Origin of the sequence: Sphingopyxis sp. 22461 (genome assembly GCF_052044915.1) — a bacterium.
In the GTDB taxonomy this organism is placed as follows: Bacteria; Pseudomonadota; Alphaproteobacteria; order Sphingomonadales; family Sphingomonadaceae; genus Sphingopyxis.
Genome location: NZ_JBQENY010000002.1, coordinates 64,230 through 90,289, shown reverse-complemented (window position 1 = coordinate 90,289; position 26,060 = coordinate 64,230). Strand labels below are relative to the sequence as shown.

General features: G+C 65.2%; 27 protein-coding genes and 1 tRNA gene. 11 read left to right on the top strand and 17 right to left on the bottom strand.

Annotation, left to right across the window (positions count from 1 at the left end; all coding sequences use genetic code 11):
- The first annotated feature begins 23 nt into the window (after positions 1 to 23).
- Positions 24 to 1,583, top strand: coding sequence for a FadD3 family acyl-CoA ligase (locus ACTJI5_RS02935; protein WP_440859356.1), 1,560 nt, complete (start codon positions 24 to 26; stop codon positions 1,581 to 1,583).
- Between the two features lie 83 nt (positions 1,584 to 1,666).
- Here ACTJI5_RS02935 and ACTJI5_RS02930 read toward each other — a convergent pair whose 3' ends face one another.
- Positions 1,667 to 2,053, bottom strand: coding sequence for a hypothetical protein (locus ACTJI5_RS02930; protein ID WP_440859355.1), 387 nt, complete (start codon positions 2,051 to 2,053; stop codon positions 1,667 to 1,669).
- 144 nt (positions 2,054 to 2,197) lie between these two features.
- Between ACTJI5_RS02930 and ACTJI5_RS02925 the strand changes: the two genes are divergently transcribed.
- Complete coding sequence (locus ACTJI5_RS02925) at positions 2,198 to 2,998, top strand: LytTR family DNA-binding domain-containing protein (protein ID WP_440859354.1); 801 nt, start codon at positions 2,198 to 2,200, stop codon at positions 2,996 to 2,998.
- 80 nt (positions 2,999 to 3,078) lie between these two features.
- Here the strand turns inward: ACTJI5_RS02925 and ACTJI5_RS02920 are convergent, their stop codons facing one another.
- The 13 genes from ACTJI5_RS02920 to ACTJI5_RS02860 are packed head-to-tail and all read right to left on the bottom strand — an operon-like array spanning position 3,079 to position 15,202.
- On the bottom strand, positions 3,079 to 3,543 hold the full coding sequence (locus ACTJI5_RS02920) for a MaoC family dehydratase (RefSeq protein WP_440859353.1): 465 nt from the start codon (positions 3,541 to 3,543) through the stop codon (positions 3,079 to 3,081).
- Positions 3,540 to 4,322 (bottom strand): SDR family oxidoreductase, encoded by a 783-nt coding sequence (locus ACTJI5_RS02915; RefSeq protein ID WP_440859352.1) that lies wholly within the window; start codon positions 4,320 to 4,322, stop codon positions 3,540 to 3,542. The genes ACTJI5_RS02920 and ACTJI5_RS02915 overlap by 4 nt, the downstream gene beginning before the upstream one ends.
- 11 nt (positions 4,323 to 4,333) lie before the next feature.
- Positions 4,334 to 5,515, bottom strand: a complete 1,182-nt coding sequence (locus tag ACTJI5_RS02910; RefSeq protein WP_440859351.1) for an acyl-CoA dehydrogenase family protein — start codon at positions 5,513 to 5,515, stop codon at positions 4,334 to 4,336.
- Positions 5,512 to 6,588: an acyl-CoA dehydrogenase family protein gene (locus ACTJI5_RS02905; protein ID WP_440859350.1), complete on the bottom strand. Its 1,077-nt coding sequence runs from the start codon at positions 6,586 to 6,588 to the stop codon at positions 5,512 to 5,514. Before ACTJI5_RS02905 ends, ACTJI5_RS02910 begins: the two co-directional genes overlap by 4 nt.
- A gap of 1 nt (position 6,589) precedes the next feature.
- Positions 6,590 to 7,492, bottom strand: coding sequence for an SDR family oxidoreductase (locus tag ACTJI5_RS02900; RefSeq protein ID WP_440859349.1), 903 nt, complete (start codon positions 7,490 to 7,492; stop codon positions 6,590 to 6,592).
- A complete protein-coding gene (locus tag ACTJI5_RS02895; protein WP_440859348.1) occupies positions 7,492 to 8,643 on the bottom strand; it encodes an acetyl-CoA C-acetyltransferase in 1,152 nt (383 codons plus the stop codon). Before ACTJI5_RS02895 ends, ACTJI5_RS02900 begins: the two co-directional genes overlap by 1 nt.
- Positions 8,644 to 8,652: 9 nt before the next feature.
- A complete protein-coding gene (locus ACTJI5_RS02890) occupies positions 8,653 to 9,585 on the bottom strand; it encodes an acyl-CoA dehydrogenase family protein (RefSeq protein WP_440859347.1) in 933 nt (310 codons plus the stop codon).
- Positions 9,585 to 10,748 carry an acyl-CoA dehydrogenase family protein gene (locus ACTJI5_RS02885; protein ID WP_440859346.1) on the bottom strand — a complete coding sequence of 388 codons (1,164 nt, stop codon included), beginning with the start codon at positions 10,746 to 10,748 and terminating at the stop codon, positions 9,585 to 9,587. The genes ACTJI5_RS02890 and ACTJI5_RS02885 overlap by 1 nt, the downstream gene beginning before the upstream one ends.
- A complete protein-coding gene (locus tag ACTJI5_RS02880; RefSeq protein ID WP_440859345.1) occupies positions 10,748 to 11,503 on the bottom strand; it encodes an enoyl-CoA hydratase family protein in 756 nt (251 codons plus the stop codon). The genes ACTJI5_RS02885 and ACTJI5_RS02880 overlap by 1 nt, the downstream gene beginning before the upstream one ends.
- Positions 11,504 to 11,506: 3 nt before the next feature.
- Positions 11,507 to 12,586 carry an NAD(P)H-dependent flavin oxidoreductase gene (locus ACTJI5_RS02875; protein WP_440859344.1) on the bottom strand — a complete coding sequence of 360 codons (1,080 nt, stop codon included), beginning with the start codon at positions 12,584 to 12,586 and terminating at the stop codon, positions 11,507 to 11,509.
- Positions 12,586 to 13,509 (bottom strand): enoyl-CoA hydratase, encoded by a 924-nt coding sequence (locus ACTJI5_RS02870; protein WP_440859343.1) that lies wholly within the window; start codon positions 13,507 to 13,509, stop codon positions 12,586 to 12,588. Before ACTJI5_RS02870 ends, ACTJI5_RS02875 begins: the two co-directional genes overlap by 1 nt.
- Positions 13,510 to 13,512: 3 nt before the next feature.
- Positions 13,513 to 14,313 (bottom strand): CoA-transferase subunit beta, encoded by an 801-nt coding sequence (locus tag ACTJI5_RS02865; protein WP_440859342.1) that lies wholly within the window; start codon positions 14,311 to 14,313, stop codon positions 13,513 to 13,515.
- A gap of 13 nt (positions 14,314 to 14,326) precedes the next feature.
- Positions 14,327 to 15,202 (bottom strand): CoA transferase subunit A, encoded by an 876-nt coding sequence (locus ACTJI5_RS02860; RefSeq protein ID WP_440859341.1) that lies wholly within the window; start codon positions 15,200 to 15,202, stop codon positions 14,327 to 14,329.
- Positions 15,203 to 15,353: 151 nt separating this feature from the next.
- On the opposite strand from ACTJI5_RS02860, the gene ACTJI5_RS02855 reads away from it, so the two are divergent.
- The 3 genes from ACTJI5_RS02855 (at position 15,354) to ACTJI5_RS02845 (ending at position 18,048) form a co-directional block, all read left to right on the top strand.
- A complete protein-coding gene (locus tag ACTJI5_RS02855) occupies positions 15,354 to 16,118 on the top strand; it encodes an SDR family oxidoreductase (RefSeq protein WP_440859340.1) in 765 nt (254 codons plus the stop codon).
- A 139-nt stretch (positions 16,119 to 16,257) separates the two neighbouring features.
- Positions 16,258 to 17,289: an NADP-dependent oxidoreductase gene (locus ACTJI5_RS02850; RefSeq protein WP_440859339.1), complete on the top strand. Its 1,032-nt coding sequence runs from the start codon at positions 16,258 to 16,260 to the stop codon at positions 17,287 to 17,289.
- 87 nt (positions 17,290 to 17,376) lie between these two features.
- A complete protein-coding gene (locus ACTJI5_RS02845; RefSeq protein ID WP_440859338.1) occupies positions 17,377 to 18,048 on the top strand; it encodes a hypothetical protein in 672 nt (223 codons plus the stop codon).
- 138 nt (positions 18,049 to 18,186) lie between these two features.
- Here ACTJI5_RS02845 and ACTJI5_RS02840 read toward each other — a convergent pair whose 3' ends face one another.
- The gene (locus tag ACTJI5_RS02840) at positions 18,187 to 19,110 is read right to left on the bottom strand and encodes a LysR substrate-binding domain-containing protein (protein WP_440859337.1); all 924 of its coding nucleotides are present in this window, start codon (positions 19,108 to 19,110) and stop codon (positions 18,187 to 18,189) included.
- A 111-nt stretch (positions 19,111 to 19,221) separates the two neighbouring features.
- On the opposite strand from ACTJI5_RS02840, the gene ACTJI5_RS02835 reads away from it, so the two are divergent.
- The 5 genes from ACTJI5_RS02835 to ACTJI5_RS02815 all read left to right on the top strand — a co-directional run bounded on the left by ACTJI5_RS02835 (position 19,222) and on the right by ACTJI5_RS02815 (position 22,959).
- Positions 19,222 to 20,088, top strand: a complete 867-nt coding sequence (locus ACTJI5_RS02835; protein WP_440859336.1) for a pirin family protein — start codon at positions 19,222 to 19,224, stop codon at positions 20,086 to 20,088.
- A 139-nt stretch (positions 20,089 to 20,227) separates the two neighbouring features.
- Positions 20,228 to 20,869 (top strand): hydrolase, encoded by a 642-nt coding sequence (locus ACTJI5_RS02830; protein ID WP_440859335.1) that lies wholly within the window; start codon positions 20,228 to 20,230, stop codon positions 20,867 to 20,869.
- Between the two features lie 62 nt (positions 20,870 to 20,931).
- A complete protein-coding gene (locus ACTJI5_RS02825; protein WP_440859334.1) occupies positions 20,932 to 21,612 on the top strand; it encodes an isochorismatase family protein in 681 nt (226 codons plus the stop codon).
- A gap of 208 nt (positions 21,613 to 21,820) precedes the next feature.
- A complete protein-coding gene (locus ACTJI5_RS02820) occupies positions 21,821 to 22,180 on the top strand; it encodes a VOC family protein (protein ID WP_440859333.1) in 360 nt (119 codons plus the stop codon).
- Positions 22,181 to 22,212: 32 nt separating this feature from the next.
- Entirely contained in the window at positions 22,213 to 22,959 is a 747-nt protein-coding gene (locus ACTJI5_RS02815) for a DUF899 family protein (protein WP_440859332.1), read from the top strand.
- 24 nt (positions 22,960 to 22,983) lie between these two features.
- Here ACTJI5_RS02815 and ACTJI5_RS02810 read toward each other — a convergent pair whose 3' ends face one another.
- Positions 22,984 to 23,889 (bottom strand): LysR substrate-binding domain-containing protein, encoded by a 906-nt coding sequence (locus ACTJI5_RS02810; protein WP_440859331.1) that lies wholly within the window; start codon positions 23,887 to 23,889, stop codon positions 22,984 to 22,986.
- Positions 23,890 to 23,953: 64 nt separating this feature from the next.
- Here ACTJI5_RS02810 and ACTJI5_RS02805 point away from each other — a divergent pair, with 64 nt between their 5' ends.
- On the top strand, positions 23,954 to 25,876 hold the full coding sequence (locus tag ACTJI5_RS02805) for a TonB-dependent receptor (RefSeq protein ID WP_440859330.1): 1,923 nt from the start codon (positions 23,954 to 23,956) through the stop codon (positions 25,874 to 25,876).
- Positions 25,877 to 25,965: 89 nt separating this feature from the next.
- On the opposite strand, the gene ACTJI5_RS02800 is transcribed toward ACTJI5_RS02805, so the two are convergent.
- A tRNA-Lys gene (locus tag ACTJI5_RS02800) sits at positions 25,966 to 26,041 on the bottom strand.
- Between the last annotated feature and the right edge of the window lie 19 nt (positions 26,042 to 26,060).

Genomic DNA, 26,060 nt, shown 5'->3' with positions numbered 1-26,060 from the left:
TCCGGCGCAGGAGACGATCCGCCGTGGCCGAAGCCAAGTTCACGATACCCCACAAAATCTTCGCGGCGGCGCGCGCGCATGGCGATGCCGTCGCGATCCGGGGCGAGGACGGAACCGAGGTTCGTTATCGCGATCTCGAACCGCTAGTGCGCGCCGCCGCCAAGGGCTTTATCGCGGCGGGTGTCGTGGCGGGGGATCGGATCGCGATCTGGGCGCCCAACGCGATTGGCTGGATCATCGCCGCGATCGGCGCGCAGGCGGCGGGCGCGGCGATCGTGCCGCTTAACACGCGGCTGAAGGGACGCGAGGCGGGTTATATCCTGCGCACCAGCGGTGCCAAGCTGCTGTTCACCGTCTCCGATTTTCTCGGCACCGCCTATCCCGAACTGATCGCAGGCGAAGACCTGCCCGATCTGCGCGGGATCGTCCTGATGGACGGCGACACGGGGGGCATGACGTGGCAGACCTTCCTCGATCGCGGCGCGGCGCTTTCCGATGCCGCGGTCGCCGCGCGGATGGACGCGCTGAACGAGGATCAGGTCTGCGATATCCTCTTCACCTCGGGCACCACGGGCAATCCAAAGGGCGCCGTGACGACGCACGGGCAAAATGTCCGCCTGTACCTCGCTTATGGCGAGACGCTGACCTATGGGCCGGGCGACAATTTCCTGATCATCAACCCCTTCTTCCACAGTTTCGGCTACAAGGCGGGCTGGTTGGTGGCGCTGATGCGCGGGGTGACCGTGCTGCCGCATGCCGTGTTCCATACCGACAGCGTGCTCGAACGGATCGAGCGCGAAAAGGTGACGCTGCTCCCCGGTCCGCCGACGATCTTCCAGAGCCTGCTCGCGGGTCCTTATCGCGACCATGATATTTCGTCGCTGCGCGTGTCGATCACCGGCGCGGCTTCAGTGCCTGTCACTTTGATCGAGGAGATGCGTGACAAGCTCGGTATCGACGTCGTGCTCACCGCCTATGGCCTCACCGAAACCTGCGGCGTCGTGACGATGTGTAGCGTCGGCGACGACGCTGTGACGATTGCCAACACTGCGGGCCGTCCGCTCGCCGGGATCGAGGTCAAGCTTGTCGACGAGGCGGAGAAGATTGTGGCACCGGGCGAAGCGGGCGAACTGCTCGTGCGTGGGCCCAATGTAATGCAGGGCTATTTCAACGACCCGGCGGCGACCGCGGCGGCGATCGATAGCGAAGGCTGGCTGCGCACCGGCGACATTGCGGTGCAGGACGCAAGCGGCAATGTGAAAATCACCGACCGCGCCAAGGACATCTTCATCGTCGGCGGCTTCAACGCCTATCCGGCCGAAATCGAAGGGCTGCTCGCGGCCAATCCGGCGGTCATGCAGTCGGCGGTGATCGGCGTGCCCGACGAACGGCTGGGCGAAGTGCCTAAGGCTTATGTCGTCCTGCGTCCCGGTACTCGCGCCACCCCCGAAGAGATCGTCGCCTGGTGCCGCGAGAATATGGCGAATTATAAGGTGCCGCGTCAGGTGGTAATCCTTGACGCGCTGCCGATGAACGCTGCGGGCAAGGTGCAGAAATTTCTTCTGCGCGATCCGGGGGCGTAGCCATCGTCCGATGCGACAGGACGACGGCTAGCGATCCATTGCGGCCCCTCTCTCGCCAGCTACCCATCCGCCCGTTCAGCCGACTACCGACCCCGCTGAGCCTGAGGCAGCGACTGATAGGTTGAGGGTCGCTTCTGCGCCACCGCCGGGAAGGTGCGGCCGCCGTGGTAGGTAACGGTTCCGCACATCCGGTCGCCCTTGGCCGAGAGCGTGCCGTCGAACAGCACGTCGCCTTCGCGCGAGGCGACCGCCATGTGGAAGCTGTTGCCGGTCAAGGTGATTTTGCGCAGTATGACGGGTGCCGTCATCCACAGCGACAGCGATCCGCCATAAGCGTCCTCGACGAAGCCGATCGACAAAAGTCCGAAATTGGGCGTTGTCCCGACATGCATCAGGAAATCCCAGTTTCCGTGGAGGTTCGGGGCCTCGCCGCCCGCCGTAGCGGCTCCCGCGCCGCACTCAAAACGCATGTTTACGGCCTCGCTTGCTGCCGCCGGAACAGCTGCAGATGCCAATGCCAAGCCAGCGATAATCCGCTTCATTGCTTTCTCCATGTCAACATTTCGTGCTGGCTGGTTGGCGGGTCGCGATGTCTGTCGACAATGGGGGAAATCGTGAATAGCTTCCGCAATTTCGTGACTGGTGGACCGATGCAGTTGGCGATGCGTGAATGGCGAATGATGGGGAAGTGGCGGGGGCCGCTCAGCGCGGTGGCTTTTGGCGCGGTGCTTGGAGTGACGGGGCCATTCGGATCGCAAACCGCTCTCGGCCCAGAGGTGCGATATCCTTTCTGGATGATCATCGCACTCGTCGGCTTTGGCGCCGCTGCTGCCGCGGAGCGAGTCCTTTCGTCCAGTTCGCCGGGCAGGAGAACGGCAACACGGATCATCGCAGTAGCAGCCGCATCCGCGGTGCCCATGACCTTCTTTGTGGCGTGGGCCATGGGGGTGGTCCGACCGGGCAGAATGTTCAGTCCCGTTCAACTGTTCGCGTTATTTCCGTACGTGGCGCTCGTCCAGCTGCTGATTGTCCGCGTTATGTCCCCGGACGACCAGATGACCGTGGCCGCACCCATGGAACAGCCAGCCGCAGCTCCCGAATATCCGCGCGAGTTCGTGTCGAAGCTTCCGGCGGCTTTGCGCCGGGACATTCTCGCACTGGAAGCCGAGGATCATTATGTGCGCGTGCACACGCTCCACGGCTCGGCGCTGATCCTGATGCGGCTGGCGGACGCGGCGGCGATCATCGATCCCCGGCTGGGCCTTCGCGTGCACCGTAGCTGGTGGGTGGCCAAAGACGGCGTTCGCGCCTTGGAAAGAACGCCCGGACGGGTGATTGCCCGGCTGGTCGATGACACGGCAGTCCCGATCAGCAGGACATATTTGCCGGCCGCGCGGACAGTTTTGACTGATTAGGCACGTCGAACCGACGTGCTTTTCCGGGCCGAATCGTCAGTTTTCGACGACATTGCGGGCCTCAGTCAAAGGCGCAGAAGTTATTCCTCCGGATAAAACCGGCTGATCGTGTCGACGACGCAGGCGGGTTTCTCCGCGCCCTCGATTTCCACCGTCACCCGAACCACCGCCTGGACGCCGCCCTTGGCTTCCTCGGCCTTGACGAGCTCGCCACACCCACGGATCCGGCTGCCGGCGCGGACGGGGCTCAGAAAGCGCAAATTGTCGGTGCCGACATTGACCCCCATCGAAACGCCGCGGACCTCGACCAGTTCGGGGAGGAAGCGGTTGACGAGGCTCATCGTGAGATAACCATGCGCGATCGTGCCGCCGAACGGACCGTCCTTGGCGCGCTCTGGATCGACATGAATCCATTGGTGATCGTCGGTGGCCTTGGCGAACAGGTCGATACGGTCCTGCTCGATCGCGAGCCATTCGGTCGGCTCGAAGCTCTCACCCACCGCATCGAGCAGCGCGGCGGGGGTTTCGAAGATGCGCGCGCTCATGCCTGCTGGCTCGACACCGCGAGCACTTCACCCGTCATGTAGGAGGAAAGCCCACTGGCGAGGAAGATCATCACGTTCGCGACCTCCCACGGCTCGGCGTAGCGGCCGAAGGCCTCCTTCTCGGTCAGTTCCTCGAGCAGCCCTGGCGGGGTCACCTTGGAGAGTGAGGCGTGCATCGCGAGGCTCGGCGAAACCGCGTTGATGCGGACGCCATGCTCCGCGGCCTCAAGCGCCGAACAGCGCGTGAAGGCCATCACGCCGGCCTTCGCCGCGGCATAATGCGCCTGCAGCTTCTGCGCGCGCCAGCCGAGCACCGAGGCGTTGTTGACGATCGCACCCTTCTGGCGTTCGTACATGTGCGGGAGGATCGCGCGCGTCATGCGGAAGACGCTGGTGAGCGTCACGTCGAGGACCTTGTGCCACTGGTCATCGGTCATCTCGACCACGGATGCCGCGCCGCCGAGGCCGGCATTGTTGATGAGTATGTCGATATGGCCCATGCCCGCGATCGCCGCGGCGACGAGCGCCTGTACCTGTTTTTCATTGGTGACGTCGCAGACGAGTGTGCCGGGGCGTGCGAAGCCCAATCCCTCGATCCGGTCGGCCGTTTCGCCGAGCCGGCGTTCGTGCATGTCAGAGAGGAAGAGCGTTGCGCCTTCCTCCGCCGCGCGCTGCGCGACCGCGCCGCCGATGCCGCTGCCCGCGGCGGCGGTGATCAGCACGGTCTTGCCCTTCAGGAGGCCGGTGGGGGTGGGGTAGTCGGGGGCGGGTCGTGCCACGCTTCGTTCCTTTACTTGAGGTCGCCGCGCGGCTCGCGGGGTAGCCCCAGCGCGCGCTCGGCGATGATGTTGCGCTGGATCTCGTTCGTGCCGCCATAAATCGTGTCGGCGCGGCTATAGAGGAACAGGTTGGGAAGCGCGGGGAAGGTGTATTCGTGCCCCGCGACGGTCTCGCCCGCCTGTCCCAGAACATCCATCGCGAGTTCGCCGAGATCGCGGCGCCATGTCGCCCACTGGATCTTGTAAGTGAGCGCCGACGGGTTGAGCCGGCCGCCCTCGGCATCGGTGAGCATGCGCAGCGCGCCATAACGCATCAGCTTCAGTCCGATCTCGGCCCTGGCGATGCGCTGGCGGATGAGCGGGTTTTTCGCCTCACCATTGGCGCGCGCCGCGGCGATCACCGCGTCGAGTTCGTTGCGAAAGCCCATTTGCTGCGCAAGCGTCGAGACGCCGCGCTCAAAGCCGAGCAGCCCCATCGCGACCGTCCAGCCATCGCCGGGCGCGCCGAGGATATTGGCGGCGTTGGTGCGCGCGCCGTCGAAAAATGTCTCGTTGAACTCGGCCTCGCCGGTGATCTGGTGGATCGGGCGGACAGTGACGCCGCTCTGGTCGACGGGGACGAGCAGGAAGGAAAGACCCTTGGGGCCCTTCGAGCCCTCCTCGGTGCGCGCGATGACGAAGATCCAGTCGGAAAATTGCGCTAGGCTGGTCCAGACCTTCTGCCCCTCGATCACCCAGTCGTCGCCGTCGCGCCATGCGCGGGTGCGAACATTGGCGAGGTCGGACCCGGCACCCGGCTCCGAATAGCCCTGGCACCAGATCTCCTCGCCGCGTGCGATCGCGGGGAGAAAGCGCGCCTTCTGCTCGTCGGTGCCGAAGGCGAGGATGGTGGGACCGGCAAGCTCGATGCCGATATGGTTGAGCCGCGGCGGCGCGCCCGCGCGCGCATATTCCTCGGCGAAGATGACCTGCTGCGCGAGCGTCGCATCGCGCCCGCCATAGGCTTTGGGCCAGCCGACGCAGCTCCAGCCCGCTTCACCCAGCCGGCGCTCCCAGTCGCGGCGGCGTTCGGGCATTTCGGTCAGGCTGGTGAGCCCGCGCACGTCGGTGAAGGGGCCTTCCAGCTCGGCCTTGAGCCATGCGGCGGCTTCGGCGCGGAAGGCTTCTTCTTCAGGGGAAAATCCGAGCTTCATGCTGCTTCGTCCAATCCGGCAAGCCCCGCCACCTGTTCGCGGTGCCAGTCGGGGGTGCCGAGCAGGCTCGCGTTGCTCCGCGCGCGCTTGAAATAGAGATGCGCGTCATGCTCCCAGGTGAAGCCGATGCCCCCATGAAGCTGGATCATCTCGCCCGCGCAGTGGCTGTAGGTGTCGCAGGCGAACGCCTTGGCGGCATGAACCGCGAACGCGGCCTCATCCGATCGCTCGTCGATCGCGCAGGCGGCCCAATAGACCGCCGAGCGCGCCTGCTCGATCGCGACCATCATGTCGGCGAGGCGGTGCTTGACCGCCTGAAAACTGCCGATCGAACGGCCGAACTGGATGCGTTCCTGCGTATAGGCGACCGTCCGGTCGAGACACGCCTGCGCGCCGCCCAGCGCATCGGCGGCGATGGCGAGCCACCCGGTGGTGAGGGCGGCGTGGACGGCGGCGCGCGGATCGGCGAGCGTTTCGACGGCGACCCCGCCGAAATCGAGCCGGGCATAGGGACGCGTCTGGTCCATGCTGGTGAGCGGGGTGATGCCGAGCCCGAGCGCGCCGCGCCCGACGATCGCGACGCCATTGTCGGCCGCAACCACGAAGATGTCGGCGCTGGCGCCGTGGGGCACAAGAAGCGCGGCTCCGGTCAGCGTTCCGTCGCTGAGCGTCGCGCCCGGCGTTCCGCCCATATTCACGGCGGCGAAGCTTGCCACCAGCTCGCCCGACGCGAAGCGCGGGAGGAGGCGTGCCTTCTGCTCGTCGGTGCCGCCGGCGAGGATCGCCGGGGCAGCAAGCGCGAGGCTGGAGAGGAGGGGCAGTGCGGCGGTGTGCCGCCCCGCTTCCTCGGCAAAGATCGCAAGCTCGACCATACCAAGCCCGACGCCGCCGAATGTCTCGGGAATCGCGACACCGGCGAGGCCGAGTTCGCCGGTGAACGCCTGCCACAACGCCTTGTCGACGCCCGTGTCGGCCATCGCTGCGCGCGTGCGCTCGCTCGTGGCATTCTCCGCAAAGAACGTCTTCGCCGTCTCGGCAATCATCGCCTGTTCGTCGGTGAAGGCGAAATGCATCTTAGCTGCCCCAGACCTTGCGCGGTTCGCTGCGGACCGCGATCAGCTTGTCGACAGCATCGCCGACGTCGGCGGGCACCCATTTTTCCTGCTTGTCGACCGTCGGGCCGAGCTTCCAGCCATCCTCGATCGTGATGCGGCCGCCCTCCAGCTCGAAAACGCAGCCCGTCACATGTTTCGACTGTCCGGAGCCGAGCCAGACGACGGTGGGTGCGATGTTGTCGGGATCCTGCGCGTCGAAGCCGCTTTCGACCGCCGCCATCTTGTCGGCAAAGGCGCCTTCGGTCATCCGCGTGCGCGCCGCAGGGGCAAGCGCGTTGGCGGTGATGCCATAGCGGCCGAGTTCGGCCGCCTGCACCAAGGTCAGCGCTGCGATGCCGCCCTTGGCGGTTGCATAGGCCGCCTGTGCGATCGACCCTTGAAGCCCCGCGCCGCTGGTCGTGTTGATGATTCGCGCGTCGACGGGATGGCCCGCTTTCTGCTGCGCGCGCCAATAATCGACCGCGTGACGGCTGACGCAGAAGTGGCCGCGCAGATGGACATGCATCGTTGCGTCCCACTCTTCGGGGGTCGCGGAGACGAACATGCGATCGCGCACGATCCCGGCGTTGTTGACGACGACGTGGAGGTCGCCGAACGCCGCGACCGCGGCATCGACGATGCGCTTCGCCGCGTCCCAGTCGGTGATGTCTTCATAATTGGCGATCGCGTTGCCGCCCGCCGCCTTGATCTCGGCGACGACGTCGTCTGCGGCCGAGGTGTCGCGGCCTTCACCCGACAGGCTCGTGCCGATGTCGTTGACCACGACATTGGCGCCCTCGGCAGCGAAGGCGAGCGCATAGGAACGCCCGAGTCCGCGCGCCGCGCCGGTGATGATGACGGTCCGTCCTTCGCAAAGTGTCATTACAGCCTCTCGATTATCGTGACATTGGCCTGACCGCCGCCTTCGCACATGGTCTGGAGACCATAGCGGCCGCCGGTACGCTCAAGGGCATTGAGCATCGTCGTCATCAACCGCGCGCCGGTCGCCCCGAGCGGGTGGCCGAGCGCGATCGCGCCGCCGTGGACATTGACCTTCTCATGCGGGATGCCGAGTTCCTTCATCCACGCCATCGGGACGCTGGCGAACGCCTCATTGCATTCGAACAGGTCGATGTCGGCGACAGTCATCCCGGCCTTTGCCAGCGCATATTGCGTCGCGGGGATCGGCGCGGTGAGCATCCACACCGGATCGTCGGCGCGCACCGACAAATGATGGATGCGCGCGCGCGGGGTCAGGCCATGGTCCTTCACCGCCGCCTCCGATGCAATCAACATCGCCGCGGCGCCATCGCAATTCTGGCTGGAGACGCCGGCGGTGATCTTGCCGCCTTCCTGAATCAGCCGCAGCTCGGCCAAGCCTTCGCACGTCGTTCCGGGGCGGATCGTCTCGTCCTGCGCCAGCCCCTCGAGCGGCGCGATTTCACTAGCGAACCAGCCGGCATCGGTCGCCGCCTGCGCGCGCTGGTGCGATGCGAAGGCGAACGCTTCCATCTCGGCGCGGCTGATGTCCCATTTGTCGGCGATCATTTCGGCCGAGTTGATCTGGTTGAGCAGCCCGTCGCCATAGCGCGCGATCCAGCCGGGCGAAGTGTTGAACGGGTTGCTGAAGCCATAGGGTTCACCCGCGTACATCGCCGCGCTGATCGGGATCGCGTTCATCGCCTGCGATCCGCCCGCAACGACCAGATTCTGCGTCCCGCTCATCACGCCCTGCGCCGCGAAATGCAGCGCCTGCTGCGACGATCCACACTGGCGGTCTACCGTCGTGCCGGGGACATGCTGCGGCATGCCGGCGACGAGCCAGACGGTGCGCCCGATGTCGCCCGCCTGCGGCCCGATCGTGTCGCAGCAGCCCCAGACGACATCGTCGACCGCGCCGGCATCGATGCCGGTGCGCGCGATCAATGCCTTGATCGGATGCGCGCCCAAGTCGGCGGGATGGACGGCGGCAAGGCTGCCCTTCTTGCGCCCGATCGGCGTACGCACCGCGTCGATGATATAAGCTTCGGCCATCAGATTTCCTTATGCGAATGTTTGGTCGGGGCCGATCGCCAGCCCCCCGCCGATCACGGCGCCGTCGATACGTTTGAGGTGGAAAGCGCGGCTGCCCCACGCCCCCGCGAGAGCCCAGCTGCGCTTCATCCAGAAATGCAGGTCGACCTCATAAGTATATCCCATCGCGCCATGGATCTGGATCGCGGTCTCGGCCATCTGGATGGCGGCATCGCTCGCGGCGATCTTGGCGTGGCTGATGTGGACCGGGGCGCTGGGCAGGCCATCAGCGAGCGCCTGCGCCGCGCGCCAGAGAACCGGCTTGGCAAATTCGATGGCAACGGCGGCGGTGGCGAGTTGATGCTTCACCGCCTGAAACGCGCCGATCGGCTGGCCGAACTGTGTGCGGATTTTGGCATAGGCCGCCGACTGGTCGAGCATCGCATCGGCAAGGCCGACGAGTTGCGCCGCGGCCATCAGCGCACCGAGATCGAGCAGCAGCGGGTCCGACGACGGTGCATCGGCTTGGCGCGTCAGATTGCGCAGCGGGTCGATGCTGTCGAGCGCTGCGCCCTCGCCATCGCTGACCCACGGGTTGATCGCATGCGCGACCGACGGCTTAGCGGTTCCCGCAACGATTGCGGCCATTTGTGTGGTCTCACCCTGCGCCAACAGCCACGGCACCGCGACAAAGGCGGTGTCGACGAGCGGCTCGGCAACACAGGCGCGTCCGCATTCGCGCGCGATCAAGGCCGCATCGACGAGGCCAAGGCCCAGCCCGCCAAATTCCTCGGGAACCAGCAGGCCGGTTAGCCCCATGTCGACGAGACTCTGCCAGATCGCAGGATCGCGATTGTCGCCCGCATCGAGGCGGCGCAGCACGTCGGGCCCATGCGTTCCCGCGAGATAGTCGCGGACGGTTTCGGCCAGCGCGAGCTGGTCTTCGTTCAGCAGAAATTCCATCAGCCCGCTCCCACTCTGGGCAAATCGAGCAATCGTTCGGCGGTGATATTGCGCTGGATTTCGTTCGATCCGGCGTAAATCGGTCCCGATAGCGAGAAGATATAACCCTCGAGCCACTGGTTCATGCGGCCATCGTCGAAACGGCGGAGCTCGGCGGCGGCGCCGAGCAATTGCATCGCGGTGCGGTGCATCGCGCGGTCGAGTTCGGACCAGAAAATCTTGTTGAGGCTCGCCTCGGCGCCGATCGACCCGCCCGCCATGATCTTCGCGGCGACGGCATAGGTGTTATACGCATAGGCCTGCGCCTGCATCCACGCGGTCATCACCGCCTCGCGCGCCGACGGCGCGGCTTCGGCTTCGTGCTGACGATAAAGCTCGACCAGCCGCTTCGCGGTGGCCTGAAACCGGCCCGGCGAGCGCAGCATCAGCCCGCGTTCGAACCCGGCGGTTGCCATCGCGACCTTCCAGCCTTCGCCTTCGCCCGCGATGCGGTTTTCGACGGGCACGCGTACTTCGTCGAAGAACAGCTCGGCAAAGCCGGTGTCGCCGTGCAATTGCCGGATCGGGCGGCGGGTGATGCCGGGGCTGTTCAGGTCGAACAGGATGAAGCTTAAGCCCTTGTGGCGCTTGCTGCCCTCTTCGGTGCGGAAAATGCCGAAACCCCAGTCGGCGAAGGCGGCGCGGCTCGACCAGGTTTTCTGCCCGCTGATCACATAATGATCGCCGTCGCGCACCGCCTTGCTGTTGATCGCCGCCATGTCGGACCCGGCGCCGGGTTCGGACCAGGCCTGCGCCCACATCGTCTCGCCCTTCGCCATCGGGGTCAGGAAGCGCGCCTTTTGTTCGGGCGTGCCGAATTCCATGATCGTCGGACCGAGCAGGAAAATGCCATTCTGGTTGGCGCGATTGGGGCCACCGGCGCGGAAATATTCTTCCTCGAAGATCAGCCACTGGATCAGGTCGAGCCCGCGCCCGCCATAAGCCTCGGGCCAGGTGACCATGCCCCAATTGCCGCTCGCGAGCGTGCGCTCCCACGCGACATGCTGGTCGAAGCCTTCGCGGCATTCGAGCGTCACGAGCGGCTCCTTGGGCACATGCGTGTCCATCCACGCGCGCACCTCGGCGCGGAAATCCTGTTGTTCGGGGGTATAGGCGAGGTGCATCAGAATTCGGCCGCCTTGCCCGTTTCGACGAAGGCGTCGCGCGATTTCTGGCTGTCTTCGTGCATATACATTTCGAGCGTGAAGCCCTGTTCCCAGCGATAGCCGCGATCGACGTCGCGCGCTTCGAGTCCGTTCAGCGCTTCCTTCGCGATCACCAGCGCCTTGCGCGACTTGCCCGCGATCACGCTGGCAAAGGCGCGCGCCTCGTCGACGAGCGCGTTGCGCGGCACGATTTTCTCGATCGCGCCGAGCCGATACGCTTCCTCGACCGGGATATTGCCGCCGGTGAAAAAGGCCGCGCGGACCTTGTGCAGCGGCAGCATCCGCGAGAGGTGCGAGGCGCCGCCCATCGCGCCGCGATCAACCTCGGGCAGCGAGAAATAGGCGTCGTCGGCGGCGATGATCGTATCGCTCGCGCCGCAGATGCCGATGCCGCCGCCGATCACGAATTTATGGACTGCGACCACCACCGGCACTTCGCAGTCGCGCACCGCCTTGAAGGTCAGATAATTGCCGCGGTTGAGCAGGGTGATGCGTTCGGGATGCGCCTGCATCTCCTTGATGTCGACGCCGCCGCAGAAACCGCGCGCGCTTTCGGCGGCACGGATGAGGACGACATTGACGTCGGGGTTCTGCCCCGCGTCGCGGATGAGCGCGGGCAGGCTGTTCCACGTCGCGCTGTCGAACGCGTTGACCGGCGGGACGTCGAAGACGATCTCGGCGATGCGGTCCTTGATTTCGGTATGGATCGGCATGGGTCAGGCCCCCGTTTGCGGTGAATAGGAAAGCGCGGCGAGGCGCGCGCGCGCGTCGCGCTCGATATCGTCAAGAAGTTCGGCGCAGCTCGGCAGGTCGTCGAGGCGGCCCGCGACAAGGCCGGTCGCCATCAGCCCGTGGTCGGGGTCGCCCTCGACCACCGCTTTCTGGATCAGCATCGGCGCAGAAGCGGCCATCATTGCCTGCGGCAGGGTGAGCCCGCCGTGGCTGGTCATACCCTTCGCGGCGCGAAACAGCTCGGCGAACGAGGCGCCCGTCTGGCGCTTCATCGCAAGCCCGCTCTCGATCGCGCGGCGCCAGATGCCGATTCCGGTCGAACGCTCGATGCGGTCGAGCAGCGCATTTTTGATCATCCGCTGGGGCAGGCCGTCGACCTTGGTCGACACGAGGATGTCGTCGGTGCCCGCCTTGACGTAACGCGCCTTAGTCAGGTCGGGGATCGGGCTTTCGCGCGTCATCAGGAAGCGCGTGCCCATCGCAATGCCGACCGCGCCATAAGCGAGTGCGGCGGCAAGCCCGCGCCCATCGCCGAAGCCACCCGCGGCGATCACCGGCACCTTCACCGCGTCGAGCACCTGCGGCAGCAATATCGTCGAGGCGACCGATCCGGTATGCCCGCCGCCTTCGCCGCCCTGCACCGTGACCATATCGACGCCGAGCTGCACCATCTTTTGCGCGTGCTTGACCGCGCCGACGGTGGGGATGCAGAGGATACCCGCGTCCTTGAAGCGGCCGATCATCTTCGCGTCGGGACCGCGCCCGAAGCTGACCGCGCGTATCTGGTCGCGGTGCTTCAGGATGATCTCGACGATCTCCGCCGCGCCCGGCTGGAACATGTGGAAATTGACGCCGAACGGCCGCTTTGTGCCCCGCTTGACCGCGAGGATCGCGGCCTCAAGCTCGGCGGGCTGCATCACCGCGCCCGCGAGGAAACCGAAGGCACCTGCCTCGCTCGACGCGATCACCAGCCCCGGTGTCGCGATCCAGCCCATCGCGGTCTGGATCACGGGCAGCCTGCAGCCGAGCCGCTCGGTCAGAAGGGTGGCGAGCGGGTCGGCCATCAGCTCGCGCCTTGATCTTTCTGGGAGGCGTCCTTCTTGTTCGCTTCGGCCATCTTCTTGCCGTCGAACCCGGCGATATAGTCGCCCTTGACGAGGCTGTTGTTGGCGTGGGCGAAATGATGATAGCCGAACGCCGCGTCGATCCCGGCGTTCTTGCCCGCCAGCGTCTCCATATGGTTGCACGCCTGCTTCGCGAGTTGCAGCGCGAGACGCGGCTGCGTCGCGATCCGTTCGGCGACGCGCTTTACCTCGCCTGCGAGGTCGGCGCGCGGCACGACGCGGTTGACCATTCCGGCTTCGCGCGCGCGGCTTGCGCTCATCCGTTCGCCGAGGAACAGGAATTCCTTCGCCAGCCGGACGTTGAGTTCATGGCAATGCGCGAAATATTCGAGCCCCGGGAAGCCCATCTGCAGCACCGGATCCTGAAAAAAGGCGTCGTCCGAAGCGATAATCAGGTCGCACACCCACGCTAGCATCAGCCCGCCGGCGATGCAGCCGCCGTGAACCTGCGCGATGGTCGGCTTGGGAATGTCCCGCCACCTTTTGCACATGCCCAGATATTGCTCATGCTCGCGGGCATAGGCCTTTTCGGCGCCCGCCTTGGTCGAATGATCGTACCACATCAGCCGGCGCTCGACGGGTGAGTGAAAGTCGCGCCCCGGCGTGCCGATGTCGTGGCCGGCGCTGAAATGCTTGGCGTCCGATTTCAGCACGATGACCTTGACCGCATCGTCGTCGACGGCGCGAAAGAAGGCGTCGTCGAGTGCATAGGTCATCTGGCTGTTCTGGACGTTGTGATATTGCGGGCGGTTCAGCGTCACCCACGCAATGCCGTCGGCCGCCTCATAGAGAACCGGCGTATCGGTCTCGTAAACCGGCGTCTCGTCGACCGGCGGGACCAGCCCGTCATTCTGATCGGTCATGGGTCAGCTCCTCTTGCCTGCGGGATTGTCCTTGAGCACGCCCGCGCGCAGACCATGCGGGTCGAGGCGCGCGATGATCGCGAGCTGCTCGGCGGTCGGGGCGGGGGTTTGCGTGATCTCGGACGCGGCTTCGAGCGCGAAGCCGGTCGCTTCCTGAACCTGATCGAAGGTCACGCCGGGGTGCAACATCACGACGCGGATCGCATTGTCCTTGCCGCCGAAGTCCATGATGCAAAGGTCGGTGACGATCAGGCGCAGGTCGACGCGGCTGAAATTCACCCCGGGGGTGCGGCGCGCCGGATTGTAGCCGACGCTCGACACCATATCGACCTCGCCCTCGACGAAGATACGCTTCGAATGCGCGGGCACGAACATCGAGTTGATGTGGCAGATGCTGTTGCCCGGAAAGCCGCGCGCGCCGAGCATCTGCACCTTGGGCTGGTCATAGGTGCCGCCGAGGTAGGAGATGTTCGTCTGGCCGAAGCGGTCGATCTGGCTGGGCGTCACCATCGCGTGGCGCTTGCCGGACCAGACCGCCGCGTCGAAGAAGCGCGAGAAAGGCAGGTAGCCCGCGGCCTTGCGGTCGTCGTAGCCGCGGGGGCCGAGCGGCACGGGGTCCTCGACCAGATACGCCTCGCCGTCGGTCATCATCAGTTCGGGGGTGTGCGTGAGCTTGGCAAGGCCGGCGGCGAGGCGCGGCGCGGGGCCGATGCCGGTCGCGACGAGTTCGCCATTGGCGCGCCATGCTTCGGACGCGGCGACGATGAGCTGTTCGCAAAGGGTGAAATCGGGTGCGGTGGTCATGGTGTCGGCCGCCTCAAAAAATGGGAAGGGGAAGGGCGGCGACAGCGTCCTTGCCGCCGACGCGATCGAGATACCCCGACTCGTCGGCGCCGATGACGTCCGCGACATAGGCATCCCAGCCGCCATCCTCGCGCGCGCTCGCGGCATAGGATTTGAGGTGCTTCATGTCCCAGCCGTACGACGGCGGCATCGAAGTCGGATGCGCGCCCAGCGGGGCTTCGACGACGCCGTGGATGAAGCAGCGCTCGACGATGTTCGCGCGCGCATCCTCGGGATAGCTATGATCCATCCGCTCGACGACTTCTTCGGCCGAGACGAAGGTCTTGTCGGCGGCGCGTGCGAACCATTCGTCATAATAGGTATCGGGGCCGAGCGCCTGGATGTTGCCGAGCTTGTCGGCGCGGTGGACTTGGAGCAATGCGGCGTCGAGCTTGAGCGCAGGCATTGCCAGCAGCACTTCGCCATCGTCATAGGGCGACTGCACGGTCTTGAACCCGCCGTGCGCCATCACGTCGGTGCCGAGCCCGACATGAGTGGGGAGGAAGGGCAGGCGGAACGCCGCGGCCTTCAAGCCCCATTGCAGCATGCCTTCGTCGAGTTCGAGAATGTCGAGCGTCCCGGCCTCGCGCGCCTTGCGAAAATAGGGTTCGAGTGGGATCGCGTCCATCGAGACGAAGCCGAAGATGACCTTCTTCACCTTGCCCGCGGCGCACAGCATCCCGACCTCGGGGCCGCCATAGGCAACGATGGTGAGGTCCTTTAGGTCCGAGCGCAGGATCGCGCGCACCAGCGCCATCGGCTTGCGGCGCGGTCCCCAGCCGGCAATCCCGATCGTCATCCCGCTCTTCAGCGAGGCGACGAACTGTTCGATGGTCAATTGCTTGTTCAATCCACTCTCCAGCCCACAGACGCCGGGCACGAGGGCGCCCGCGATGTTGCAAGATGGATAGGCGCGCTGGCCGTTCGCCCGATACCACCATATGGAGAGAGACTTTCACGCCGCCCGATAGGAGAGAGGCGGGTGAGAAACGGAGAAGGATATGGCGGACGAGAAACAGCGCGTGGCGCTCGTGACCGGCGGCAGCCGCGGCATCGGCCGCGCGATCGCCGAGCGGCTATTGGAAGACGGCATGCGCGTCGTGATCTGCGGCCGCAATGCCCCCGACGACCTGCCGCGCCACCTTGACGCGGCGGCGGAGTTCGAGGCGTGCGACGTGCGTTCGGCGGACGAGGTCAACGCGATGATCGACCGTATTTTCGAACGCCACGGCCGGCTCGACCTCGCCGTGAACAATGCCGGGGGCTCCCCTGAAGCCGATGCGGCCTCCGCTTCACCACGTTTTTCGGAGCGCGTCCTCGCGCTCAATCTGCTCGCGCCGCTCCATGTCGCGCAGGCCGCCAACCGCATCATGCAGGCGCAGGAGGATGGCGGGAGCATCGTCAATATCGCCAGCGTCTCGGGTACGCGGCCGTCGCCGGGAACGGCGGTTTATGGCGCGGCCAAGGCGGGGCTGCTGAGCCTCACCGAATCGCTTGCGATGGAGTGGGGGCCGAAGGTGCGCGTCAATGCGGTCGTCGTGGGGCTGGTCGCCACCGAGGCCGCGGCCGATCATTATGGCGGCGAGGCGGGGATGAAACGGATCGATGCGATGCTGCCGCTTGGCCGGATGGCGCGCGGGCCCGATATTGCGGGCGTCGTCAGTTTTCTGGCGTCGCCCGACGCGGCCTATATCAGCGGTGCAAGGATCGCCGCGCATGGCGGCGGCGAGCGGCCGGTCTTTCTGAGCCTTGCCCAGCTGGGCTGACGTCGCGGCGGAGAAGCCGCCCATGGTGAGCGGGCTTCGAAAACATTCTGTGCGCTGCGCAGGACAATGGCGACTTGGCGAAGGCGTCGGACGGTTGCGATAATGATGCGGTCTTCCACTGCCATATCGGAGTGCCGTCATGCCCGCAGAGACCGTCAATCGCCAATGGCTGCTCGCGCGGCGCCCCAGGGGGCAGGTCGGCGTCGATGATTTCGCGCGGCATGATGCGCCCTTGCCGCGGGCCGATCTGGCGGCGGGCGAAATCCTCGTCCGCAACCTCATGCTCGGCTTCGATCCCGCGCAGCGGGGGTGGATGGACGATGTCCCGAGCTATCTGCCCCCCATCATGATCGATGAGCCCGTGCGCGGCAGCGCGGTCGCGCGCGTGATCGCGTCGGGCAATCCGGCCTATCCGGAGGGCTCGATGGTGCGGGGGTTGTTCGGATGGCAGGATTATGCCGTTGCGGCGCGGGCGGGCGACCCCGACCCGGTGCCCATTCCGGACGGGACGGCGCCCGAAGAGGCATTGGGCATATTCGGCGCGGCGAGCCTCACCGCCTATGTCGGCATGTACGATGTCGGCCGGCTCCGCGCGGGGGATTGCGTGCTCGTTTCCGGCGCGGCGGGCGCGGTCGGATCGGTTGCGATCCAGATCGCGCGGCTCGCTGGCGCGCGCGTAATCGGGATCGCTGGAGGCGCCGAAAAATGCCGCTGGTTGATAGAGGATTATGGCGCCGACGCCGCGATCGATTATCGCGCTGAAGATGTGCGGGCGCGGCTCGGAAAGCTCGCGCCCGAGGGAATCGACCTGTTCTTCGACAATGTGGGCGGCGCCACGCTCGAAGCCGGAATCGCGCATATCGCGCGCTTTGGCCGGATCGTGCTGTGCGGTGCCATTTCGGGCTATAACGACACGCACGCCGCTGTCGGGCCGCGCAACCTGGTGCGGCTGATTTCGCAGCGCGCCGAGATGCGTGGCTTCATCCTGCTCGACCATCTGGATCGTGTGTCCTCTGCTATGGCGGAACTCAGACAATGGGCCCACAGCAACCGGATCCGCTATCGTACCGACATCCAGCATGGTTTCGACATCATTCCGCAAACATTCTTGCGGCTGTTCAACGGCTCAAATCAGGGCAAGCAATTGTTGCGGATCGACGGGGCGGAGTAGGCGTGGGTTACCGACACGGTCCTCCACAACGGCGCGGAAATCGCGGACGCTATTGATGATCGAGCGCGTGTCCCGCATTCTTGGGACATGAACAAGAAATCTAGCCAGAGCGCCAAAGGGCTGCGCCAATTTCTGGATCTCGAACAGCAGGACGAGTGGCTGGAGGGCAGGGCGGAACTGGCCGACGCGGAGGAGCGGCAGGATTCGATCGAGCAGCGGATAAAATATGCGCACCGCTTCCAGAAGCTGCTCCGTCGACCGCAGGCATCCGAGCTATTCGAGATTCTCGAGCTATACGGCCAGGCTTGCATTCCCTTACCCCGCGCGACGGAGCGCACTTATTGGTCGGTTTCCTGCCTGCCATCGACCTCGGACAAGCCATTGGTCCGCGTCAACGCGAGTTGGATGGAGCTGTTCACTCTCTACGCCGACGGCGACGATCTCCGCGCACGGCTCATTGTTCACCTTTCGGATTTCACGACCAATGGGTCGCTCGCACAGGAGAGGATCGACCAGGTGTTTCTCGAGGGGAGCGTGCGGGCACCCGAGGACTTGCGCTATTCGGTTCCGAGCGGTCCGGATATTTTCATCATCAAGATACGAGGCTCCGCTTCCATCCGCGATTTCCTCGCGGTCCCTCGCGCGCTGCGCGCGGTCCGGCGGTTCAATATGACCCACATGAACCGCGGCAGGAATGCCTATCAGGCTAGCCATTCCTATAGCGTGGCGGATTACATGCTGGGGGAGGGCTCTTCCTGACGCTCACGACCGCCGACAGTCGACAAAACGGGCAGAAACGGCTGCCCCTCCATTCCTGCCCTGCCAACTTGACGCGAGAAGCCTGTCGCTTCGGTTGACGGTCCGGGCTAAAGCCGGACCGTCAACTTTCGGCCACACTCAGTCGTGGCCCGATTCCGGCACCCGCCGCCGCTGCGCAGCACATTCGTCCGCGAGGAAATCCAGAAGCGCCCGCACCGAAGGGAGGAGCCCGCGCCGGGATGGAAATACCGCATGGACGATTTCGTTCGACGGTCTCCAGTCGGGCAGCACCGTAGTCAGTCGGCCAGATTGCAAATCGTCCCAAACGACAAGCGTTGGCAGGCGCGCAGCTCCGGCCCCGGCAAGCGCCGCGTCGCGCAGCACCGCCATATCGTCGGTGACCAGCCGCGGCGCATGGCGCACCTCGGCGACGCTGCCGTCGGCATGGGTCAGGCGCCAGCGATGCTCGCCGCCCGCCGGCCCGAAATCGACGCTCGGCAGGCCGGCGAGATCGGCGGGCAGGGTGATGGCCCGTTGCTTGAGCAAATCCGGGCTGGCGACGATCCGGATCGTGCGCTCGTCGAACCGCCGCATGACAAGTTCGCTCTCGGTGAGTGGCGGTGGTCGGACGCGGATCGCGAGGTCGAACCCTTCGCCGATGACATCGACGCGGCGGTTGGTGCTTTCGACATGGAGCTCGACCGCGGGATAGAGCGCCATGAAACGCCCGAGCAGTTCGCCGAACTGAAAGGCGAGAAGGCCGGTCGGGCAGCTGAGCCGCACGACGCCGCATGGCTCGGCGCGCGACTGGTCGATGACGGTTTGGGCGCCTTCGGCTTCGATGAGCATGGCGACGCAGCGGCGATAATATTCCTGACCGATCTCGGTCACCGAAAAGCGCCGCGTCGAGCGCTGGATCAGGCGCACGCCCAGTCGATCTTCGAGTAAGCCGATGCGGCGGCTCACCTTCGATTTCTGCAAGCCCAGCGCGCGCGCCGCTGCGGCGAACCCCCCATGATCGACGGCCTGCACAAAGAGATAGAGGTCATTGAGGTCCTGCATTGTCCTATCAATAGGACTCTGAGTCCATTTTTGCAATCTTTCGGCGTCTTTGGCGAAGGATTATTGTGCATTTCAACAGATGCCTCCCTCTGGAGGCGCAGGAGATGCAAGATGAAGACGATCCTTGGCACCTACAGCAATCCCAACCAGCATTGGGTCGGCGACGGCTTTCCGGTCCGCTCGCTCTTTTCGTACAACAGCCTCGGCGGTCAGGTGAGCCCCTTCCTGCTGCTCGACTATGCCGGCCCCTATAATTTCGCGCCGACCACCGATCGACGCGGCGTCGGCCAACATCCGCACCGCGGGTTCGAAACGGTGACGATCGTCTATGACGGCGAGGTCGAGCACAAGGATTCGACGGGCAACGGCGGCATCATCGGCCCCGGCGACGTCCAGTGGATGACGGCGGCGGGCGGGATCCTGCACGAGGAATATCATTCGCCGGCGTTCGGCAAGACAGGCGGCCCGTTCCGGATGGTCCAGCTGTGGGTCAACCTGCCCGCGAAGGACAAGATGGCGCCGGGCGGCTATCAGGGTATCACGGCGGCGGACATTCCGACCGTCGAGCTGCCGGGTGGTGCGGGCCTCGGCCGGGTGATCGCGGGCGAGATGCTCGGCGTGAAAGGCCCGGCACGGACCTTCACCCCGATCAACGTCTGGGACGTCCGGCTGAACCGCGACGCCGATGTGACGCTCGACCTGCCCGAAGGGCACACCGCGATGCTGGTGGTGCTGGCCGGCCATGTCACCGTGGGCGGCAGCGAGGAAGCGGGCGAGGCCGAGATGGTGTTGCTGAGCCGGGAAGGGGGATCGATTCCGATCCACGCCAACGGCGACGCGACGATCCTTGTCCTGACCGGCGCGCCGATCGACGAACCGATCGTTGGCTACGGACCCTTCGTGATGAACAGCGAGGCCGAAATCCGCCAGGCCATCGACGATTTCAACAACGGCAGGCTGGCGCCAGTCGCAGCCTGACGCGGACCCGGCTCCTTCCCCCACCTCCCGGGAGCCGGGTCCTCTCTCCCCTCGATGAATTGACGGTGGACCCGCGTGCCCCGCCGCGACGGCAGTCGCCTGCCGGCCCTTCGGCGCGCCCATATGCAGGAGAAGACCCATGACAAGCGAAGCGATCCGCGATCCGAAGGCCGACCATCTGCTGACCCCGCAGAATTCCGCCTTCATCATCATCGACTATCAACCGGTGCAGGTGAATTCGATCGCCTCGATGGACCGGCAGTTACTGCTCAACAATATCGCCGGCTGCGCCCGGGCGGCGGTCGCTTACGACCTGCCGATCGTCCATTCGACGGTGAATGTCGAAACCGGCCTCAACAAGCCGCCGGTGCCGCAGGTCCGTAAAGTGCTCGGCAATTACCCGACCTATGACCGCACGACGATCAACAGTTGGGAAGATGTGGAATTCCGGAAGGCGGTCGAAGCCACCGGGCGCAAGAAGCTGATTATGACGGCACTCTGGACCGAGGCCTGTCTGACCTTTCCCGCGCTCGACGCGCTCGCCGAAGGCTATGAGGTCTATGTCCCGGTCGATGCGGTGGGCGGCACCTCGCGCGCCGCGCACGAGGCCGCGCTGCGGCGGATCGAGCAGGCGGGCGGCAAGATGATCTCGGTCCCGCAACTCTTCTGCGAACTGCAGCGCGACTGGAAACGCAGCGAGACCGTTCCGGCTTTCATGAACCTGTTCATCGAGACGGGCGGCACCGCCGGTATCCAGTTTTCCTACGACAAGGCAGACTGACCCGAAATATCTCCGCCGGCGCGGCGCACGCCGCCCGGCGGAACCCCGCAAGGAGAATGACGATGTCTACCCCCGCCAACTTCGACGGCGCCCGTCCGGTGATCGATCCCGATGATGCGATAATGTTGCTCATCGATCATCAGAGCGGATTGTTTCAGACCGTCGGCGACATGCCGATGACCGAGCTGCGCGCACGCGCTGGGGCGCTCGCCTCGATCGCGACGCTTGCCAATATTCCGGTCATAACGACCGCCTCGGTGCCGCAGGGTCCGAATGGCCCGCTGATCCCCGAAATCCACGCCAACGCCCCGCACGCGCAATATGTCGCGCGCAGGGGCGAGATTAACGCGTGGGACAATCCCGATTTCGTCGCGGCGGTGAAGGCGACGGGCCGGGGCACGCTAATCATCGCGGGCACGATTACCAGCGTGTGCATGGCCTTTCCGTCGATCAGTGCGGTGCACGACGGCTATAAAGTGTTCGCCGTCGTCGATGCATCGGGCACCTATTCGAAGATGGCGCAAGAAATCACGCTCGCCCGGATCGTCCAGGCCGGCGTCGTCCCGATGGACACCGCCGCGGTCGCCTCGGAAATCCAGAAGAGCTGGCACCGCGACGATGCGGAAAAATGGGCCGAGGTCTATACGAAGATCTTCCCGCCCTATCAGCTGCTCATCGAAAGCTACGCCAAGGCACAGCAGGTCGTCACGGAGCATGAGATGCTGGACTCGCAGCGCGGCTAAATTCATCCTGATTTGATTCAACGGACGGCCGCTTCGAGGGTTTCCCTCTTCGAAGCGGCCGTCCGGCAATCGGCCAATGTCGAACTTTCTGTGTGCGTCATATGCACATGTCCTCCTTGGTTCATGCACGGAACCAAGGTGCCTCGCCCGCGATTTCACCCCAAAGCTTTGCCTGGATCGGCGGCAAGAAAGTTCGGGAGAACCCCAAATGAATCTGGAGAAAATATACCCCTCCTTTCTCACCGCAGACCTTGCGGTGGCCGAGCGCTGGTATACGGCGCTGTTCGGCCGCGGACCCGATTACCGGCCGATGCCGACCTTGCTGCACTGGGAACTGTCCGAGCAGGGCGGGCTCATGCTGTCGAGTAGCGAGGAGATCGCTAGCCGGGGGGCGATTTTCCTCTATGTTGCAGACGTCGCGGCGGAGCGCCGCCGGCTCGAGAAAACCGGGATCGCGTTCGGCGAGGACATTGCTGGTGACTATTCGACGCTGGCGCAGGCGCATGATCCCGATGGCAACCTGATCACGCTGGCGTCGCCGCCGTCGAAGCCGTTTCCCCCGGCATAGGGCGTGGACCCCAAACTCTGGAGTCAGGCTGGATGAGACATCTTTCCGAAAGTGACGCAGCCGCCCCGAAGGTGACAGACCGGGCAACGTTCCAGGCGGACGTGGACGCTCTGCGGACGCGGGAAAAGGCCCATATGCGCGAAGGCGATGACATAGCGGCCGCGCGGCGCCGGCTTCCGATGGTCGCGGTGGACGGACGCATCCCGATTGTCTGTTCGAACGGGCCCACGACGTTGCTGGACGCGTTCGAGGGGCGGCGAATGCTCATCGCCTATTATTATATGTGGTTCGCCGGCAGGCCCGCGGCGAGCCAATGCCAGGGATGCAGCTGGTTCACATCGCAGGTACGCGAGCTGAGCTACCTGCATTCGCGCGACGTGACCTACGCGACATTTTGCCAGGGGCCGTATGACGAGAGCGTGCGGTATCGCGATTTCATGGGGTGGGATATGCCCTGGTATTCGGTCACGGGCTCGGCCGACACCTTGCTGGCCGGCCGCGAGGTCGGCAGCATGTATCTCGTCTGCTACCTGCGCCAAGGCTCCGAGGTCTTCGAAACCTGGTGGACGACGCGCCGCGGGGTCGAGGCGATGGACAATAGTTACAGATTGCTCGACCTCACCGTCTATGGGCGGCAAGAGGAGCAGGAAGTATCGCCGCCCGGCTGGCCGCAGGGTTGGGGGGAGAACGCAAGCGTGCATCCCTTCCGGAGCGATGGACGGCCGATCGCGCAGTGGCAACGCCTTCAGGCTGGTTTTTCGGACGACCTCGGCAACTGAGCGGCGGCGACCCCGCGGCTGTTCTCAGGCGCCTTTGCCGGGAGCCTCCGCGACGGCGAGCGCCAGGATACGGTCGCGCAGCGCCAGGACCGCCTGACGGGTTTCGCCCGCACGAACGCAGACGAAGTGGCCGGCGGGATTCCTCATCTCTTCGGATGTAATGGCAACAAGCCTGCGCGCGGCCAACCAATCGCTGGCGAGCGGCTGGCGAAGCAATGCGATGCCGAGCCCTGCCGCCGCTGCGCAGAGGACGGTATCATAATCCTCGAATCGGCGGTCCTGCCATCGCGGCCGGTAGGAAATCCCGACCTCGTTCAGGAACGTCCGCCACTGCGACGTGTCGGAGTCGTGAAGCAGGGGCCATTGCAAGAGGTCGTCAATCGAGGGCGCGGCGCTCATCTGGCTGCGCAGGCCGGGCGAAGTGACCGGCGCGAGCACTTCCGCCATGATCTGTTCGGCATCAACTCCGACCCATGTGCCGCGCCCGTAACGGATCACGACCTCGGCTTCGCGCGCGTCGAGGTCCATCACGCGATGGTCGAGCGACAGGTCGATATGCGTATCATTTTGCTCGATGGCGCGGAGGCGGGGCAGGAGCCAAAGCCGCGCGAATGAGGGGACGACCGACATCCGGACGGTCTGACGGCCGCGCCTTGGCCGCCACTGCTCGGCGCTGTGCGACAATCTTCCAAGGCTCTGCCGGGTATCATTGGCAAAGCGGAGTCCCGCCGGCGTAAGCCGGACGCCTCTGCCATGCCGTTCGAAGAGCGCTACGCCCAGCCAATGTTCGAGCGATGCGATCCGGCGACTGACCGAGCCGTGTGTCAGCCCCAGCTTCGCCGCCGCCGCGCTGAACGACCCTTCCTCAGCCGCCGCGAGCATCGCGGTCAGGCCATCGAGCGGCGGGAGATCGTATGAGCTGTGCGACATGCACACATGATCAGGGTGACCTATGTATGAAGTCAAGATGCTTTCGTCATGGGAGCATAAGCGAATGTCACGCTTCCCAACCATCGCCGCCATGGCCGCTGCATCGCTTGCCGCTGTATTGGCCGGCTCGCCCGCCTTCGCCCAGAGATCCGACGACAACGCGATCGCGGATGCCGAGGACGCGTTCGGTTCCAACGACGGCGGGGAGGTGCTCGGCATCTATAACCCGAACGCGGTGCGCGGCTTCTCGCCGATCGACGCTGGCAACGTTCGGCTGGAAGGTCTGTATTTCGATCGCCAGGGCGAGTTCTCGACCCGCCTCGTCGAGGGCAACCGGATCAGGGTCGGTCCCTCGGCGGCCGGTTACGCATTCCCGGCACCGTCGGGCGTGGTCGATTACCGGTTGCGCACCCCGGGCGACGAAGCGGTGGTGAGCGGTGTGTTTCAGGCCAACAGCTGGGGCGGCGCCATGGTCGAGTTCGACGCCGCATTGCCGGTCAGCGGCGCGCTGAGCGTCGGGGCCGGGGCGAGTTTCAGCCGGAGCGAATATCCGTCGGGCAACAACGCCGACATCACCAACCTCGCCGCTATCCTGCACTGGCGGCCCACGCCGGGAACCGTTGCAAAATTCTTCGCCAGCCGCACGCGGATCGCGGATGAGGACATCTATCCGATCATCCTTGGCAATGGTCTGGAGACGCCGGCCCGCCTCGCGCGCCGGCGGTTTCTGGGTCAGCCCTGGGCGGACGTCGAGACCGAGCGCTACACCTTCGGCGCGCTGGGGCGCACCAGCATCGCGGGCTTCGCGGTCCGCGCCGGGCTGTTCCGATCCGACAACGAGGTGGAGGAGGGCCATAACATCTTCCTGCGCGCCGCGCCCCTCGGGACGCCGGCGGATCGCATCGTCAGCGCCTATCCGGGGCGGACCGGTGTTTCGACCAGCGGCGAACTGGGTATCGCGCGTGCGTTTTCGACCGCGTCTTTCGAACATCGCCTGCAGTTGGTGGGGCGCGGGCGTGCGCAGGATCGCCGATACGGCGGTTCGATCCGGCGGTCGCTCGGCGCCGCGCCGTTCGGCGAGGCCGATTATGTCGCGAGGCCGGACTTCGCCTTTTCGGCGCAATCGCGTGACCGTGTCCGCCAATGGGCACTCGGGCTCGATTATCAGATGAAGGTAAACGGCCTCGGGCAATTCAGCGTCGGCATGCAGAAGGTGAATTATCGCAAACAGGTGACCACGCCGGGCGGACCTGCCCCTGAATCGCGCGATAATCCTTGGCTGCTCAACGCGGCCGCGATGATCGATTTGACGTCGGCGGTGTCGCTCTATGGCTCTTTCACCCGCGGGCTCGAGGAGAGCGATGTAGCGCCTGAAACCGCAGTGAACCGCGATGAGGCGCCGCCGGCGATCCGGACGCGGCAATTCGATGCCGGCGCGAAAGTGCGGGCCGCCGGAATGACGTTGATCGCAGGCGCGTTCGATATCAAGCGACCCTATTACGGCGTCGATGAAAGCCAGGTCTTCCGGCAATTGGGCGTGGTGCGGCACGCGGGGATCGAAGCGTCGCTGAGCGGTTCACCCGCGCCCGGGCTGACGGTGGTTGCGGGCGGATCGCTTGTCAGGGCCCGCGTCTCGGGAGATGAAGTTGGGTCGGGTGCGATCGGCCGTCGACCGATCGACGTGCCATCGCGCAAGCTCGTCGCCAGCGTGGATTGGCGCCCGCCGTCTTCCCCCACATCGATCGATGCCACCGTCGAGCATATCGGACCGAACATGGCAGACGCGCTCAATCGCGTTCGCGTTGCGCCTTACACGACGCTCAATATCGGGCTCCGCTACCGGTTCGCGGTCGGTCGGGCGAATGCCCTTTTTCGCGTTCAGGCCACAAACCTCTTCAATGCCTATGGATGGGAAGTGGCAGGCGACAACGCCTTTGTCTATGTCCAGCCTCGTCAAGTAACCGTCAGATTGGCGATCGATTATTGACCAATTCCATGCGGGATAAGGCGCTCCCTGGATTTGGCGCCCGCGTGAATGAATCCCGCTTAAAACGAACTGTAAATCTTTGAAAGAAATGGTGGACGCACTAGGGCTCGAACCTAGGACCCGCTGATTAAGAGTCAGCTGCTCTACCAACTGAGCTATGCGTCCACTGCCGTTTTCAGGCGTG